Below are 14348 nucleotides of genomic sequence, written 5' to 3'. Positions count from 1 at the left end.
TGGCTCGGCCCCCCCAGTGGTGGGTGCGACGCCGTGGGTTTTTCAGGGGGTGGATCAAAACCCCGGCGGGGGGGGGGCCGCCCCCCCGCCCCCCCCCCCCCACCCCCTGCACCTGCTGGAGGTCAGCCCATGCTCTTCTGCCCGTCCAGGGACTCCCGGATGATGTCGGCGTGCCCGGCGTGCTGGGCGGTCTCGGCGATGATGTGCATCACGGTGCGCCGGGCCGACCAGCTCGCCCCGGGGGTGAACCAGGGCGCGGCGGGCAGCGGGTGCGAGACGCCCAGGTCGGCCAGGCCCGCCAGCAGCTCGTCGGTGCCGCGGGCCACCGCCTCGTACGCGGTGAGGACGCCGAGCAGGGTCTCCCCGGGCAGCAGCCGGAACTCGTCGACCCGGGCCTGGAAGTCGGCCTCGGCCATCGCGTGGAAGTCGGGCATCGCGGAGGTGCCGACGGCGATGAACGCCGCCCAGGTCCGCTCCACCGAGGTGACGTGCTTGATCAGGCCGCCGATGGTGAGCTCGCTGACGGTGGTGCGGCGGGCGGCCTGCTCGTCGGTGAGGCCGCGGGCGGTGAACCGCAGGAAGTGCCGGACGGCGCGGAGCTCCGCGATCAGGTCGGCGTGCTCGGGGGTCGGGCCCTCGGCGGTCGCGTCGGGGTACTGGCCCTCCGCCGTCTCGACGACCCCGGTGTTCTCGACGTTCTCAACGGTCTCGGTGCTCATGCTGTCGCTCTCCCATCGCCACGGCGGTCCTGCTCGCTTCCTTCGTGTTCCACGCTACGGACCATTGCGGTCACTTCCCGTCCGCAATTGCCGGAGGATGGGATCCATGGCCGACACCAGCGCCCGCACCCTGCGCCTGCTCACCCTGCTGCAGTCCCACCGCTTCTGGCCGGGCGAGGAGCTCTCCACCCGGCTCGGCGTCTCCCCGCGCACGCTGCGCCGCGACGTGGACCGGCTGCGCGAGCTCGGCTACCCGGTGGAGGCCCGGCGCGGCGTGGACGGCGGCTACCAGCTGGCGGCGGGGGCGGCGCTGCCGCCGCTGGTGATCGACGACGAGGAGGCGGTGGCGCTGGCCGTCGGGCTGCAGGTGGCGGCGGACAACGCGGTGGAGGGCCTCGCGGAGGCGTCCGTGCGGGTGCTGGCGAAGGTGGTGCAGGTGATGCCGGCCCGGCTGCGCCGCCGGGTCGAGGCGCTGCGGACGGTCACCGTCCCGGCGGACTGGCGGGTGGACACCGCCGCCCGGATCGCCCCGGACGTCCTCACCGCCGTCGCCCTGGCCTGCCGGGACACCGAGCGGCTGCGCTTCCGGTACGAGGCGGCGGGGGGCGCGGCCTCCGAGCGGCACGCGGAGCCGCACGGCCTGGTCCGGCTGGGCCGCCGCTGGTACCTGGTCGCCTACGACCTGACCCGCCAGGACTGGCGCACCTTCCGCCTGGACCGCCTGGCCGGGCCCGAGCCGACCGGGGCCCGCTTCCTGCCGCGCACCCTCCCGGCCGCCGACGCCGCCGAGTTCGTCCGGGCCGGCCTGCAGGGCCAGCCCCGCCCGCACCGGGTCGAGGCGCTGGTGGAGGCACCCACGGCGACCGTCCGGGAACGGCTCGGCGCCTGGGCCGAGGTGCGGGAGGCCGGGCCGGGGCGCAGCCGGGTGCTGATGCAGGCGGACGCCCTGGAGTGGCCCGCGATGGCGCTCGGTTCGCTGGGGGTGGACTTCGAGATCGCCTCCCCGCCGGAGCTGTCCGCCCTGCTGGCCGCCTGGGGCGAACGCTTCACCCGCTGCACGCGCGCCAACGGCCGGGCAGAATCGGCAGGGTGACGACACCGCAGCTGCTCACTCCCGCCGAGGCCGCCGAACGCTCGGGGTTCAGCCTGGACACCCTGCGCTACTACGAGCGGATCGGCCTGCTCACCTCCATCACCCGCGCCACCAGCGGCCACCGCCGGTTCAGCCCGGACGACATCGGCTGGCTGGGCATCCTGCGCTGCCTGCGCGACACCGGCATGCCGATCGCCGACATGCGCCGCTACGCCGAACTCGCCCGCACCGAGGGCCCGGAGAGCCTGCTCGGCCGGATCGAGCTGCTGGAACGCCACGACAGCGCCGTCAACGACCGGATCGCCCTGCTGGAACGCCAGCGCGCCCACCTCCGCGACAAGATCGACTACTACCGCAGCGTCCTGCCCGCCGACCGCACCGCCGACTGAGCCCGGCCCGCTCCCGGCAGCCCTCAGCCCATGGTCCGCTGCCCGTCCAGCGCCTCGCGCAGGATGTCGGCGTGCCCGGCGTGCTGCGAGGTCTCCGCGATGACGTGCAGCAGCACCCGCCGCACGCTCCACGCCGCGCCGGGTTCGAACCAGGGCGCCTCGGGCAGCGCCTGCTCGCTGTCCAGGTCGAGGGTGGCGACCAGGGTGTCGGTGTGCTCGGCGACGGCCCGGTAGCGCTCCAGCAGGACGTCCAGGGTCTCGCCGTCGGTCATCCGGAACTGCGCGGCCCAGCTGTCGGCGTCATCGGGCGCGCCCTCGGCGCGCATCGCCTCGGCGCCGCCGACGGCGAACCGCAGCCAGCGCTCCTCGACCCCGGCGACGTGCTTGATCAGCCCGCCGAGGGTCAGTTCGCTGACGGTGGTGCGCCGTTGGGCCTGTTCGTCGGTGAGTCCGCGCGCGGTGTAGCGCAGGAAGCCGCGCTGCTTGTCCAGGGCGGCCAGCAGGTCGGCGCGTTCGCCGGTGAGCTCGGGGAGCGGCTCGGGGAGCGGGGTGACCATGCCTCAGGCCACCTCCACCGTGTTCGGCCGCGCGCCCTCGGCGGCCCCGGGGTCGATCAGCGAGAACGCCGCGCCCTGCGGGTCGACGAAGGAGGCGAAGCGCCCGAACGGGCTGGTCATCGGCCCGAAGACGAGCTGCCCGCCGGCCTGGGCGACCCGTCCGGCGGCGGCGTCGCAGTCGTCCACCAGGAAGTAGACGCTGATGAACGGCGGCACCTGGGCGGGCACGTCCGGCCCCATGCCCATCGCGCCGAGCACGGGCGCGTCGCCGAGGTGGTAGACGCTGTAGTCCACCTTGTCGTCGACGATCTTCCGCACCCGGTACGGGAACACCTGCGGGAAGAAGGAGTTGGCGGCGGCGGTGTCCCGGGTGAACACCTCGGCCCAGCCGTAGCTGCCGGGTGCGTCGCGCAGTTCGAAGCCCCGGTGGTCGCCGCTCTGCCAGAGGCCGAACACGACGCCCGCCGGATCCTGGGCGATCGCCATCGAACCGAAGCTGCCGACCTGCATCGGCTCCATCAGCACGCCGCCACCGGCCGCCCGGATCCGCTGCGCGGCGTCCGCCACGTCGTCGGTGGACAGGTAGAGCACCCACGCGGAGTGCCCCTCCTGCCCGGGCGGCGGCGGGACGATCGCGGCGACCGCCTTGCCGTCCTTCAGGGCCTGCGTGTAGCTGCCGAACTCGGACGCCGCCTCGCCGAACGTCCAGCCCAGCACCTGTCCGTAGAACGCCTTGGCGCCCTCCGGGTCGGCGAACATCGCGTCCGCCCAGACCGGGGTGCCCTCGGGTGGTGCCGTCACGGTGCCTCTCCCTCCGCTGTCGAGCCCCCCGCGGTCGGGGGCGGGGCCCGGGGCCCGCCGGCCCCGGGGGAAAGCACATGCCCCTGCCACGCTAGCCAGTGCCCCGGACGACCGCGCGGCGGCGCGCTCGGCGGCGTCCGGACGCCTGTTGCCTCGCAGTGACGATTCGCGCACGCCGCAGGGTCATCCGGCTGCGAGGCTCTGGTCATCACCCCGGAAGACGGAACGAGAGAACCGACGGGGCACCCACACCACCGACTCCGTTCCAGGGGGAACCATCCATGTCCGCGCGCGCCCGCCTCCGCCGCTCCTCCGCCGTCGCCCTCGTCTCCGCGATCACCGCCGGCTCCGTCCTGCTGCTGGCCGCCTGCGACCCGTCGGCCGACGCCAAGGCCGACGCCAAGGCCGCCGCACCGGCCACCACTCCCTCCCGCACCGCCGCTCCGACCGCGTCCGCGTCCCCGTCCGCCGCCACCACGACCGGCGCCGCCACGTCCGCCCCCGGCACGGCCACCCCGTCCGCCCCGGCCCAGCCGCCCACCCAGCCGGTCAAGGCCGCCCTCAACCTGACCAGGGGCACCGGGCTGACCATCAGCACCGGCACCAACACCGTGCTGATGGACGGCGGGGCCGTCGACTTCGGCACCGTGGTCCGCGACCTGGCCTGGTCCCCGGACGGCAAGCGCGCCGCCTTCGTCGACGGCAACGGCAACCTGGAGACCTCCGACCCGGACGGCAGCCACCAGACCGTCGTCGCCGAGGCCCCGTCCGGCGTCACCTGGTCCCACCCGACCTGGCAGGTCTTCACCCCCAACGCCGAAGAAAACAGCACCTACCTCAAGCCGAAGAACAACCTGCAGTTCACCGCGGACGACCACGGCACCCTGCGGATCCTGTCCGTGCCCGCACAGGGCGGCACCCCGGCCCCGATCCACCTGAACGGCCCCTCGGACGACACCCCGACGCCGATCCCGCAGACCGGCAACCTGTGGCCCAACGTCGGCAACCGGATCGGCTCCTCGGTCTACGCGAACAAGGACGACGGCCAGGTCTACATCCGTGACGAGTACCTGCGGCAGGAGGGCATGGCCGTCGCCAAGGGCTCGCAGCCCGACCGCGACGAAGAGGGGGACATCGTGTTCGTCCGCTCCGTCGCGGGCCACAGCCACCTGTTCACCAAGGGCAGCGACTACCGCGCGCCGGAGCGCGACCTGACCCCGCAGGCCACCGTCGACTACACCGAGCCGGCCTTCTCCCCCGACGGGAAGACCATCGCCTTCCGCGCCCCGGACGGCATCTACACCGTCCCCGCCAAGGGCGGCACCCCGACCAAGGTCTCCGACACCGTCGGCCTGCCCGCCTACCGCGGCTGACCGGCACGCCGTCACCGACCAGTCCCGGTTCGCGAATTCAGGGTCCGCGAACCGGGACTTCCCCCGCCGCCGGCCCCGCCCGCCTACTGCCGGTCGAGCCGGGCCAACTCCTCCTGCAGGTTCGGCAGTTGCTGGTCGGCGTTGTCGTGCGGGAGCCACTCGACCGGGTCCAGGAAGCGGAACAGCACCCTGGTCGGGGTGATCGCGAACTCGTACTCGGCGAAGCCGACCACCGCCCCCATGTCACCCCGGGCGGCCCCGCGCACCACGTGCGCGGTGAGCCCGTCCGGGGCGTCGCCCTGCGCCGACACCCGGCGGCGGGCGTTGGAGCGGGCCAGGTACGGACAGACCATCGCGGCGTACAGCATGCAGGCCCGGTGGCCGGGCCCCTCCGTGGTCGGCGCCATGTTCCGGTACGGGCGGCCCGCCGCCAGCGCCTCGCCGATCGCCGCCGCCTCCGCCCCGCCGACCACCCGCCACACCGGCCCCAGCGGCATCAGCGTGTTGCACACCGAGCACAGCCGCTCCCGGGCGCAGGCCGCGGACCGCTCGTGGTCGGTCAGCGCGAACTGCGGGCGCCCGTCCTCCCACGGGGTGATCGCGGGCACCGGGTAGCCCCGCTCGTCACGCGGGCGGGCCGCCACGGCGGGCGGCTCGGGAACGGCATCGAAGCGCATGCCCCATGCCTATCACGCCCCCCGCGCTCACCCGCGCGGCACCGCGTAGTCGGTCAACTCGGCGCTTCTGGGAGCGAGTTGCCCCCATTCGCCCGATACTTCCAGCACCGCCACCCCGGCCGTGGCGAACTTCTCCCGCAGCCGCTCCAGCGCCTCGCTCCCGTCCTCCCGGGCCAGCCCCAGCACCAGCCCCTGCACCTCGGGCCGGTGCCCGACCAGCAGCACGGTGCGCACCACCGACGGCAACTCCCGCAGCAGCTCCACGAGTTCGTCCGGCTCCGCGCGGTACGCCCGCGGCTCCAGGACGAGTTCGGGCGCGCCGCCGAGCTCCGGCTCGGCCAGCTCCCAGGTCTGCCGGGTGCGCACCGCGGTGGAGCACAGCACCCGGTCCGGCACCAACTCGTGCTCCGCCAGCCACCGTCCGGCCGCCACCGCGTCGGCCCGGCCGCGCTCGGCCAGCGGCCGCAGCTCGTCCGGGACGTCCGGCCAGTCCGCCTTGGCGTGCCGCAGCACGATCAACCGCCGCTGTTGGGTCATCCCCCCAGTGTGGCCCGCCCCGCGAACCGCGCTCCACCCAACGCGCGGACCGAGGGGCGATACCGGTGGAAAACCGGACGACACGACCGCGCCCGTTCGGTTAGCGTCGGGGCATGCGTGCCCTGACCGAGCCCGAGATCCGGGCGTCCTTCGTCAACTGCTCCAAGGGCGAGGCCAAGCGGCTGCCCGTCCCGCGCGACCTGGCCGAGCGCCGCTGGGCGGACCTGGACTTCCTCGGCTGGCGCGACCTCGGCGCCCCCGACCGGGCCTACCTGGTCGCCGTCCTCGACGGCGCCCCGGTCGGCATCACCCTCCGCTCGCCGAACGTGAGGCGCAGCCTGACCCGCACCAACGTCTGCTCGGTCTGCATCACCTCGCACGCCGGCAGCGGCGTCTCGCTGCTCACCGCCCCCCGCGCGGGCGCGGCGGGCCGCGAGGGCAACTCGGTCGGCACCTACCTCTGCGCCGACCTGGCCTGCTCGCTGTACGTCCGCGGCCTGCGCCGCCCCGCCACGGTCAGCCGCCCGGACGAGTCGCTCCCGCTGGAGGAGCAGATCGCCCGGACGGTCACCAACCTGGAGGCGTTCCTCCGCCAGGTGCTGGCCTGAGCCGTCACGGCGCCGACTGGTACTCCACCGTCAGCAGGGCCCGCCCCAGCGCGTGCGCGGTCAGCTGGAACCCGACCTGCGCCGCCGGGGTCTCCGGCCCGACCTCCAGGGCCGGCACGTCCAGCGCGTGCACCGCGAACACGTACCGGTGGGCCGGTCCGGGCGGCGGCGCCGCCCCGTCGTACCGGTGCCCCGGGAAGTCGTTGCGCACGTGGAACGCCCCACCGGGCAGCTCCCCGTCGCTCGCCCCCGCCCCGGCCGCCAGCTCGGTGACCTCCGCGGGCAGGTTCACCACCAGCCAGTGCCACCACCCCGCCGCCGTCGGCGCGTCCGGGTCGTAGCAGGTCACCGCGAACGACCGCGTCCCCGCCGGGAACCCCGACCACGACAACTGCGGCGACGTGTTCCCGGCCGCGTGCACCTGCGCGTCCGGCATCGTCCCCCCGTCCACCAGATCCGCGCTGCGCAGCCGGAACGCCGGCACCGGCGGCAGGAAGTCGTACGGAAGCGGAATGCGCCCGGTCATCGGTCACCGTCCTCGTCGAAGGCCCTGGGTATACCGCCCAGCCTATCCACGAACCCCCACATCAGGGGCCCGGGGAACGGCGGGTCCGAGCTGCTGGCGGCCGGAGCCCACCGGAGGTCCGTGCCGCTTCGGGCCCTCGTAACAGCACCCCGCAGCCGCCCCGGCCCGCCTCAGCTCCGCCAGAGCGCCTCCACCGCCGCCCCCAGCACCGTCCCCACCTTCCCCAGGTCGAAGACCAGGTCGAAGTGGTTGCGCCCGCCCACCAGCAGTTCGTGCACCGGCACCCCCGCCTCCCGCAGCGCCTCCGCGAACTCCGCCTGCTGCCGCCCGAACTCGTCCGTCTCGTGCTCGCCCAGCGCCAGCACCACCGGCGGCAGCGCAGCCAGCGCGGCCCGCCCCGCGCGCAGCGGGCTGAGCGCGGCGGCCCGGGCCGGGTCGAGGCCGAGCGGCTGGTTGACGTAGCTGAGGGCGACGGGTTCCAGGTCGTAGACGCCGCTGAGCAGCGCCGCCCCGCGGATCCGCCCGCGCAGCCGCTCGTCGAGCAGCGCGGACGCGGCCAGGTGCGCCCCGGCGGAGCTGCCGCTGAGCACGATCCGCTCCGGGTCGGCGCCGAGCTCCGCCGCGTGGTCGACCAGCCACCGCACGGCCGAGGTGGTCTGTTCGACGATCCGCTCGACCGTCCACCGCGGGGCGAGCCCGTAGCCGACGGCGGCGAACGCGGTGCCGTGCGGGACGAGGTCGAGCGCGGGGAAGGCGGAGTCCTCCTTGCCGAGCTCCTGCCAGAAGCCGCCGTGCACGAAGACGTGCAGCGGCGCGCCGGGCCGGGCGGCGGGGAAGTAGTCGAGCAGCTCGGGCGCGTCCGGCCCGTAGCGCAGTTCGCGGTGCCCGGGGAGTTCGCGCAGGGCCCGGCGGCTCTCGGCCGCGTACGCCGCGAGTTCGGCGTCGAAGTCGGCGGCCCTGGTGCTGGGCGAGTACTCCCGGTCGAGTTCCTGCTGGTCGAAGCCCCGGTAGACCGTCATGAAGCCGCTCTCCTCACCCAGCCAGGTATAGACCAATACGGGAGCGCACGGTTAGCGTGGTCACTCCCCGTACTTCCTTCTCCGGAGTTGCCCCGTGGAGACGTCCGTCCTCGCCTTCGCCACCGACCTGCTCGACGAAGGGGCCGACACCTTCTTCGGCAACCTTACCGATCGGGCCGGGGTCGGCGGCGTCACGCTCGCCTCGGTCTACCACGAGGCCCGGGACGTCTTCCCGCACAACCCGCGCCGGGCGCTGCGCTACCTGGAGCCGGGCGCCGCGTACTTCCGCCCCGACCCGGCGCGCTGGGCCGGGCGGCGGCTGGCCCCGCTGCCCTCCACCGCGATCGGGGAGCGCGACCCGTTCGCCGAGGCCGCCGAGGAGACCCGCCGCCGCGGCCTGAAGCTGCACGCCTGGACGGTCTTCTGCCACAACGACCGGCTCGGCTTCGCCCACCCGGACTGCGCGCCCGCCAACGCCTTCGGCGACCGCCACCTGACCGAGCTGTGCCCGGCCAACCCGGAGGTCCGCGACTACTGCCGCACCCTGGTCGAGGAGCTGGGCCGCTACGGCGTGGACGCGGTCCGCGCCGAGTCGCTGCACTTCCACGGCCTGGCGCACGGCTACCACCACGAGCGCTACTTCGAGGAGCTCGGCCCGGTCACCGAGGCCCTGCTGTCGGTCTGCTTCTGCCCGCACTGCCTGGCCGCCGCGACCGCCGCGGGCGTCCCCGCCGAGCACGTCCGCGACACCGTCCGCGCCGAGCTGCGCGCCCGCCTCGCCGACGAGTCGCGCGCCCTCGCCCCGGCCGCGCTGGACGAGCTGGCGGGCGGCGCCTTCGCCGCGTACGTCGACGCCTCGGCCCGCACCGTGACCTCGCTGGCCGCCGAACTGGCCGCCACCGCGGCCGAGCGGGGCATGCGGCTGACCTTCATGGACGGCGGCGGCCCCGGCACCGGCTGGCTGTCCGGCATCGACCTGCCCGCGCTCGCGGGCGCCGCCCACCAGATCGAGACCCTCGGCTACGCGAGGACCCCGGAGGCCGTCCGCGAGAAGGTCGCCGCCTTCGCCCTGCACGGCGTCCGCCCGCGGGACATGGCGGTGATCCTGCGTCCGATGGCCTCCGACTGCGACGGCCCCGCCAACCTCACCGCCAAGATCACCACCCTGCGCGAACTGGGCGTCCCGGAGGTCGAGTTCTACCACTACGGCCTGATGCGGCTCTCCTCGCTGGACCGGATCGGCCAAGCCCTCCGGTGACCGCCCGACCACCCGCCCGACCACCCGCCGGACCACCGCCCGACCACCCGCCCGGCGCCCGGAACGGCACCATTCGCCCCCGTATCGACCGCTCCGTCCCCGCCCCCGGGCAACGCACCGTTCGCCCCGCCTGCTGCGCCCGGTGCGTCCCGAACGGTAGGCTTTCCGTGTGATCTTCAAGCGCATCGGCAACGGACGGCCGTACCCGGATCACGGCCGGACCAGCACCCGCCAGTGGGCGGACGTCGCGCCGCGTCCGGTGCGGCTGGACCAGTTGGTGACCACCAAGGGTCAGTTGGACCTGGAGACCCTCCTCGCGGAGGACTCCACGTTCTACGGGGACCTGTTCGCCCACGTGGTGAAGTGGCACGGCGACCTCTACCTGGAGGACGGGCTGCACCGCGCCGTCCGGGCCGCCCTCCAGCAGCGGCAGGTCCTGCACGCCCGCGTGCTGGAGATGGACTGACCCCGGGTCACCCGCGGCCGGGTGCAACCGGGGTCGGTACCGGTACGTCCTTTCGAGTGCCGTCGTCCCCCGGACGATGATCATCCAGTACCTCCGCACCCGTTGTCGGATTAGTCTGCTGACTACAGCGGTCAGGCGGCCCGTCCCCCACGGCCACCCCGCGGTCACCGACACCCCACCCTGGCACCCACGGGGAGACAGACCATGAGCATGTTGACTCCCCGGGGCTTGAAGGGGAAGCAGTACCGCGTCACCGGAAACGCCTACCCCCGCCTCGGCCGCCCCCCGCGCCGCGGCCGGAAGATCGCCCTCGGGCTGGGCGGCGTCCTCACCCTGACCCTGGTGACGGTCGGCGGCGTGCAGCTGTACGACGTCTTCACCGGCAAGCACAAGGACCCCACCGCCCAGGCCTGCGCCCCCGCCTCCGGCAAGCCGCTCGCCGCCCCGGAGAACTCCCCCTCGGCCGGGGCCCCCGCCTCCGCAGCGGCCTCCGGCGCCCCGGCGCCCGTCCCCAGCAACACCGCCGTCCCGCAGCCCGCCGCCGTCACGGTGAACGTCTACAACGCCACCGACAAGTCCGGCCTGGCCGCCCGCACCGCCGACGAGCTGCGCAAGCGCGGCTTCGTGGTCGACAAGGTCGGCAACGCGCCCGCCGCGCTCGACAAGAAGGTGCCCGGCACGGCGCAGATCCTCAGCGGCCCCGGCGGCCTCGGCGCGGCCACCCTGCTGCTCTCCCAGGTCGCCTCCGCGACCGCCACCGAGGACACCCGCACCGACGCCACCGTCGACTTCGTCATCGGCGACACCTTCAGCGCCCTCGCCGACCCCGCCCAGGCCGCCGCCGCCCTCGCCGAGCTCACCAAGCCCTCCCCCTCCCCGGAGCCCGGCCACTGCTGAGCCCGCCGGGGGCGCGGGGAACCGCACCGCACGCCCCCGCGAACGCAACGGATCCGGCCGAGGACGGCACCCCGTCCTCGGCCGGATCCGTTCTTTCCGGGCTAGCCCGCCGTCCCGTACAGCCGGTCCCCCGCGTCGCCCAGCCCCGGCACGATGTAGCCGTGCTCGTTGAGCCGCTGGTCGACCGCCGCGGTGACCACCGTGACCGGCCGGCCCGCCAGCTCGCGCTCCATCACCGCGACGCCCTCGGGCGCGGCCAGCAGCACCACCGCGGTGACGTCGGTCGCGCCGCGCTCCAGCAGCATCCGGATCGCCGCGACCAGGGTGCCGCCGGTGGCCAGCATCGGGTCGAGGACGTAGATCTGCCGCCCGGAGAGGTCGTCCGGCATCCGGGTCGCGTAGGTCGACGCCTCCAGCGTCTCCTCGTTGCGGACCATGCCGAGGAAGCCGACCTCCGCGGTCGGCAGCAGCCGGGTCATGCCGTCGAGCATGCCGAGACCGGCCCGGAGGATCGGGACGACCAGCGGGCGCGGGTAGGAGAGCCGGGTGCCCTCGGTGACGGCGACCGGCGTGGTGATCTCGACCGTGTCGGTGCGGACGTCCCGGGTCGCCTCGTACGCGAGCAGGGTGACCAGCTCGTCGGTGAGCCGCCGGAAGGTCGGCGAGTCCGTGCGCTCGTCGCGCAGGGTGGACAGCTTGTGGGCGACCAGCGGGTGGTCGACGACGTGGAGACGCATGGACCAACGGTAACGGCCATCGGCACGTGTGTACGACTCCGTACGAACCGGGACGACCGGGGCGACCCGCCGCGCCGCCCGGGAGTGCGCCCGGAATCACGGAAGTCGGGCCGCTCCTGTGGTATCCCCGGGGCCGATCTGGGAAAGTCGGAACCTATGAAGAGCAACCCGACGCGGGCGACCACCGCCGGCGCGGGCGGGTCCGGCTCGACAGACGAGTCCCGTCCGACACCGGAGACCGAGGGGGAGACCGACGCGGAGCGGCGCAAGCGCCGGGCCGTGTTCCTCCGAGAGCTGGCCGAGGCCCGGGAGCTGCGGGCCCGGGTGCGACCGAGGCGGACGAAGGAACGCCGGATGCGCGAGGCCATGCGGATGCGGACCTTCCGGATCTGACGGCGTCCGACGCCGTCCGACGGCGCCGTCCCGCACCGCAGTTGCGCCCCGCGGAACGCCCGGGCGCCCCCGTCGCAAGACGTCCGACGGTCAAGATCCGCGCCCGGAGCGGCCGGAAGCCGACCATTCCGACACGACCTGCGAAGACGCGCTGCCGAACACCCCCCGCAGCGGCGGCCTTTCTGTCACGATGCGGTGGGACGGTCCGAACGGCGGACCGCCTTCTGGCGCGGGGGCGGCCGGACCGCACCCGCCCGAGATCGCCGACAGCCGAGACCAATCTTGGGAGTGTCCCTGGTGGCGTACTTCGCTGCAGTGCTTGCTCGCACCGGTGCCGGGTGGGATGTGAGCGAGACGGAACTCGACGACGTAGAGACCCTGGCCGACCTGACCGACCTGGCCCGCGAGGCGGCCGAGGACGAGGACACCGTGCTGGTCTTCATCGAGCAGGAGGACGCGTGGTTCGCCGTCCTGCGCATCGACGGTGAGGACGACCCGCGGATCTTCGTCTCCGACGCGGCCGCGGCGGCGCGCAGCTCGTACGGCGCCGTGCTCACCGACGAGCTGATCGAACAGGACGGGGAGGCCGACTTCGACGACCTCGACGGGCTCGTGGCCGGGCTCGACGACGAGGACGAGGACGCGGTCGCCGAGGCCGCCGACGACGAGGACGAGGAGCCGGTGGCCGGGCGGGGCGCGAGCCCCCTCGGACCGATCGGCGACTCCGAGCTGCTGACCGAGTTCGGGATGACCGCCGCCGACCTGCTGGAGCTGGCCGGGGAGGGCGCCGCGCCCGGCGACGCGCTCGGCGAGATCGCCGAGGCGCTCGGCTGCGGCGAAGTCCTGGAGGCCGTTCGGTAGCGGCGGGCCCGGTGCCCGACACTGGGTCCATGCAGCCCGCCCCCCTTCCCTCCGACACCCTGGGCGAACGGCCGCGGATCGCCCCGCTGCCCGCCCCCGAACGCCCCGATCCGGTCCGCGACCGGTGGCGGGCCCGGATGCGCCTCGCGATCGAGGAGGCCGCCCTGGCCACCGCCACCGGTGACGTACCGGTCGGGGCGTTCGTCCTGGGCCCGGACGGCACGGTGCTCGGCCGCGGCCACAACGTCCGCGAGGCGGTGGGCGACCCGACCGGCCACGCCGAGGTGGTGGCGATCCGCCAGGCCGCGACCGCCGTCGGGGCGTGGCGGCTGAGCGGCTGCACCCTGGTCGTCACCCTGGAGCCCTGCACCATGTGCGCGGGCGCGATCGTGCTCTCCCGGCTGGCCCGGGTGGTCTTCGGCGCCTACGACCCGAAGGCGGGCGCGGCCGGTTCGCTCTTCGACGTCGTCCGCGACAACCGCCTCAACCACCGCCCCGAGGTGGTCGGCGGCGTCCTCGCCGACGAGTGCACCGCCCAGTTGCTGGCCTTCTTCGACACCCAGCGCTGACCCGGCGCCGCCCCGCTCCGGAACGGATTTCGCCCCTTCCCCCCGATCCGGTAGAGTTCCCCTCGGTAGCGTGTCCGAGCGGCCAAAGGAGCACGCCTCGAAAGCGTGTGTGGGGGCAACTCCACCGTGGGTTCGAATCCCACCGCTACCGCCACTCGAAGGGCCCGACCGGTTTCCGGTCGGGCCCTTCGGCGTTCCCGGAGCGGCCCGCCGTCCGAACGCCCTTGCCCGGGGGCCGGGTTGGCGCGGTGGCGCCGTCGAGCCCCCGACGGACGGAAAGGCTCCGCACTCCCGGGCGGTTGACCACCGTGCCCTGGGGAGTGCGGAGCCGGGCCGGAACCTCTCGGTCCGCGGTGGGGGCGGCAGCTCCGGGGGGACGAGCTGCCGCCCCGGGCGGAGGTCCCACAACCGGGGCCGCGTCGGGGGGAAGCCGCGGCACCCGGTCCCACAGCGGGGACCTCCGGATCGCCGTACCGGGGATTCCTGCCAGATCCTCGGTACATCAACCATCCTGCCGCCCCGCCCCGGTGGGCACATCCGGAGAAAGCCCCGTCCGCGCGGGACCTTCGTCCCGGCGGGTGAACCCGCCCCTCACTCCTTGCGCCGTCCGGTGGATAAGCTGCCGGGTGGCAGGGCCGCACGGGGAGAGGGCGGCGGCCCGACTCAGGGAGGCAGGCCCGTTCGATGGCTCAGGCGAAGAAGGTGGCCATGTGGATCCTGGTCATCTTCGTCATCTACACGATCATCACCTCACCGGAGCGCTCGGCGGACCTGGTGAAGTCCGGCTTCATCGGCATCTCGGACGCCGCCAAGGCGGTCGGCTCGTTCATGACCGGACTGGTGCGCTAGTACCGTTGCGGGGTTCGTC

At 74.4% G+C, this 14348-nt stretch carries 19 protein-coding genes and 1 tRNA gene; 12 read left to right on the top strand and 8 right to left on the bottom strand.

The window, feature by feature from the left end; genetic code table 11:
- Window positions 1–122: 122 nt before the first annotated feature.
- Window positions 123–719 carry a DinB family protein gene (locus ACFY00_RS22930; RefSeq protein WP_388033335.1) on the bottom strand — a complete coding sequence of 199 codons (597 nt, stop codon included), beginning with the start codon at window positions 717–719 and terminating at the stop codon, window positions 123–125.
- A gap of 106 nt (window positions 720–825) precedes the next feature.
- On the opposite strand from ACFY00_RS22930, the gene ACFY00_RS22925 reads away from it, so the two are divergent.
- Entirely contained in the window at window positions 826–1812 is a 987-nt protein-coding gene (locus tag ACFY00_RS22925) for a helix-turn-helix transcriptional regulator (protein ID WP_388033333.1), read from the top strand.
- Complete coding sequence (locus ACFY00_RS22920) at window positions 1809–2201, top strand: MerR family transcriptional regulator (RefSeq protein ID WP_388033331.1); 393 nt, start codon at window positions 1809–1811, stop codon at window positions 2199–2201. Before ACFY00_RS22925 ends, ACFY00_RS22920 begins: the two co-directional genes overlap by 4 nt.
- A gap of 23 nt (window positions 2202–2224) precedes the next feature.
- On the opposite strand, the gene ACFY00_RS22915 is transcribed toward ACFY00_RS22920, so the two are convergent.
- Entirely contained in the window at window positions 2225–2758 is a 534-nt protein-coding gene (locus tag ACFY00_RS22915) for a DinB family protein (RefSeq protein ID WP_388033329.1), read from the bottom strand.
- A gap of 3 nt (window positions 2759–2761) precedes the next feature.
- A complete protein-coding gene (locus ACFY00_RS22910; RefSeq protein ID WP_388033327.1) occupies window positions 2762–3559 on the bottom strand; it encodes a VOC family protein in 798 nt (265 codons plus the stop codon).
- Window positions 3560–3840: 281 nt separating this feature from the next.
- On the opposite strand from ACFY00_RS22910, the gene ACFY00_RS22905 reads away from it, so the two are divergent.
- Window positions 3841–4932 carry a hypothetical protein gene (locus ACFY00_RS22905; RefSeq protein ID WP_388033325.1) on the top strand — a complete coding sequence of 364 codons (1092 nt, stop codon included), beginning with the start codon at window positions 3841–3843 and terminating at the stop codon, window positions 4930–4932.
- An 83-nt stretch (window positions 4933–5015) separates the two neighbouring features.
- Here the strand turns inward: ACFY00_RS22905 and ACFY00_RS22900 are convergent, their stop codons facing one another.
- The gene (locus tag ACFY00_RS22900) at window positions 5016–5609 is read right to left on the bottom strand and encodes a hypothetical protein (RefSeq protein ID WP_388033324.1); all 594 of its coding nucleotides are present in this window, start codon (window positions 5607–5609) and stop codon (window positions 5016–5018) included.
- A gap of 27 nt (window positions 5610–5636) precedes the next feature.
- Complete coding sequence (locus ACFY00_RS22895) at window positions 5637–6146, bottom strand: SixA phosphatase family protein (protein WP_388033322.1); 510 nt, start codon at window positions 6144–6146, stop codon at window positions 5637–5639.
- Window positions 6147–6259: 113 nt separating this feature from the next.
- Between ACFY00_RS22895 and ACFY00_RS22890 the strand changes: the two genes are divergently transcribed.
- The gene (locus ACFY00_RS22890; RefSeq protein WP_388033321.1) at window positions 6260–6754 is read left to right on the top strand and encodes an FBP domain-containing protein; all 495 of its coding nucleotides are present in this window, start codon (window positions 6260–6262) and stop codon (window positions 6752–6754) included.
- A 4-nt stretch (window positions 6755–6758) separates the two neighbouring features.
- On the opposite strand, the gene ACFY00_RS22885 is transcribed toward ACFY00_RS22890, so the two are convergent.
- A complete protein-coding gene (locus ACFY00_RS22885; RefSeq protein ID WP_388033320.1) occupies window positions 6759–7280 on the bottom strand; it encodes a YbhB/YbcL family Raf kinase inhibitor-like protein in 522 nt (173 codons plus the stop codon).
- A gap of 170 nt (window positions 7281–7450) precedes the next feature.
- A complete protein-coding gene (locus ACFY00_RS22880; RefSeq protein WP_388033318.1) occupies window positions 7451–8299 on the bottom strand; it encodes an alpha/beta hydrolase in 849 nt (282 codons plus the stop codon).
- 94 nt (window positions 8300–8393) lie between these two features.
- Between ACFY00_RS22880 and ACFY00_RS22875 the strand changes: the two genes are divergently transcribed.
- The 3 genes from ACFY00_RS22875 to ACFY00_RS22865 all read left to right on the top strand — a co-directional run bounded on the left by ACFY00_RS22875 (window position 8394) and on the right by ACFY00_RS22865 (window position 10920).
- The gene (locus tag ACFY00_RS22875) at window positions 8394–9557 is read left to right on the top strand and encodes a hypothetical protein (protein ID WP_388033317.1); all 1164 of its coding nucleotides are present in this window, start codon (window positions 8394–8396) and stop codon (window positions 9555–9557) included.
- Window positions 9558–9726: 169 nt separating this feature from the next.
- Window positions 9727–10023 carry a type II toxin-antitoxin system VapB family antitoxin gene (locus tag ACFY00_RS22870; RefSeq protein ID WP_030273186.1) on the top strand — a complete coding sequence of 99 codons (297 nt, stop codon included), beginning with the start codon at window positions 9727–9729 and terminating at the stop codon, window positions 10021–10023.
- Between the two features lie 204 nt (window positions 10024–10227).
- Window positions 10228–10920: a LytR C-terminal domain-containing protein gene (locus tag ACFY00_RS22865; protein WP_388033316.1), complete on the top strand. Its 693-nt coding sequence runs from the start codon at window positions 10228–10230 to the stop codon at window positions 10918–10920.
- A gap of 101 nt (window positions 10921–11021) precedes the next feature.
- On the opposite strand, the gene upp is transcribed toward ACFY00_RS22865, so the two are convergent.
- Window positions 11022–11657, bottom strand: coding sequence for a uracil phosphoribosyltransferase (gene upp / locus ACFY00_RS22860; RefSeq protein WP_285734213.1), 636 nt, complete (start codon window positions 11655–11657; stop codon window positions 11022–11024).
- A gap of 156 nt (window positions 11658–11813) precedes the next feature.
- On the opposite strand from upp, the gene ACFY00_RS22855 reads away from it, so the two are divergent.
- The 5 genes from ACFY00_RS22855 (at window position 11814) to ACFY00_RS22835 (ending at window position 14329) form a co-directional block, all read left to right on the top strand.
- A complete protein-coding gene (locus ACFY00_RS22855; protein ID WP_388033315.1) occupies window positions 11814–12050 on the top strand; it encodes a hypothetical protein in 237 nt (78 codons plus the stop codon).
- Between the two features lie 297 nt (window positions 12051–12347).
- Entirely contained in the window at window positions 12348–12911 is a 564-nt protein-coding gene (locus ACFY00_RS22850; protein ID WP_388033313.1) for a hypothetical protein, read from the top strand.
- A 29-nt stretch (window positions 12912–12940) separates the two neighbouring features.
- Window positions 12941–13480: a tRNA adenosine(34) deaminase TadA gene (gene tadA / locus ACFY00_RS22845; protein WP_388033312.1), complete on the top strand. Its 540-nt coding sequence runs from the start codon at window positions 12941–12943 to the stop codon at window positions 13478–13480.
- 64 nt (window positions 13481–13544) lie between these two features.
- Window positions 13545–13634, top strand: a tRNA-Ser gene (locus ACFY00_RS22840).
- A gap of 530 nt (window positions 13635–14164) precedes the next feature.
- Entirely contained in the window at window positions 14165–14329 is a 165-nt protein-coding gene (locus tag ACFY00_RS22835) for a hypothetical protein (protein ID WP_388033311.1), read from the top strand.
- Window positions 14330–14348 lie beyond the last annotated feature (19 nt).

It is taken from the genome of Kitasatospora sp. NPDC001540, from assembly GCF_042894345.1.
GTDB lineage: Bacteria > Actinomycetota > Actinomycetes > Streptomycetales > Streptomycetaceae > Kitasatospora > Kitasatospora phosalacinea_C.
Note: the sequence above shows the minus strand (reverse complement) of the source record. Positions and strands in the feature narration are given on the sequence as shown.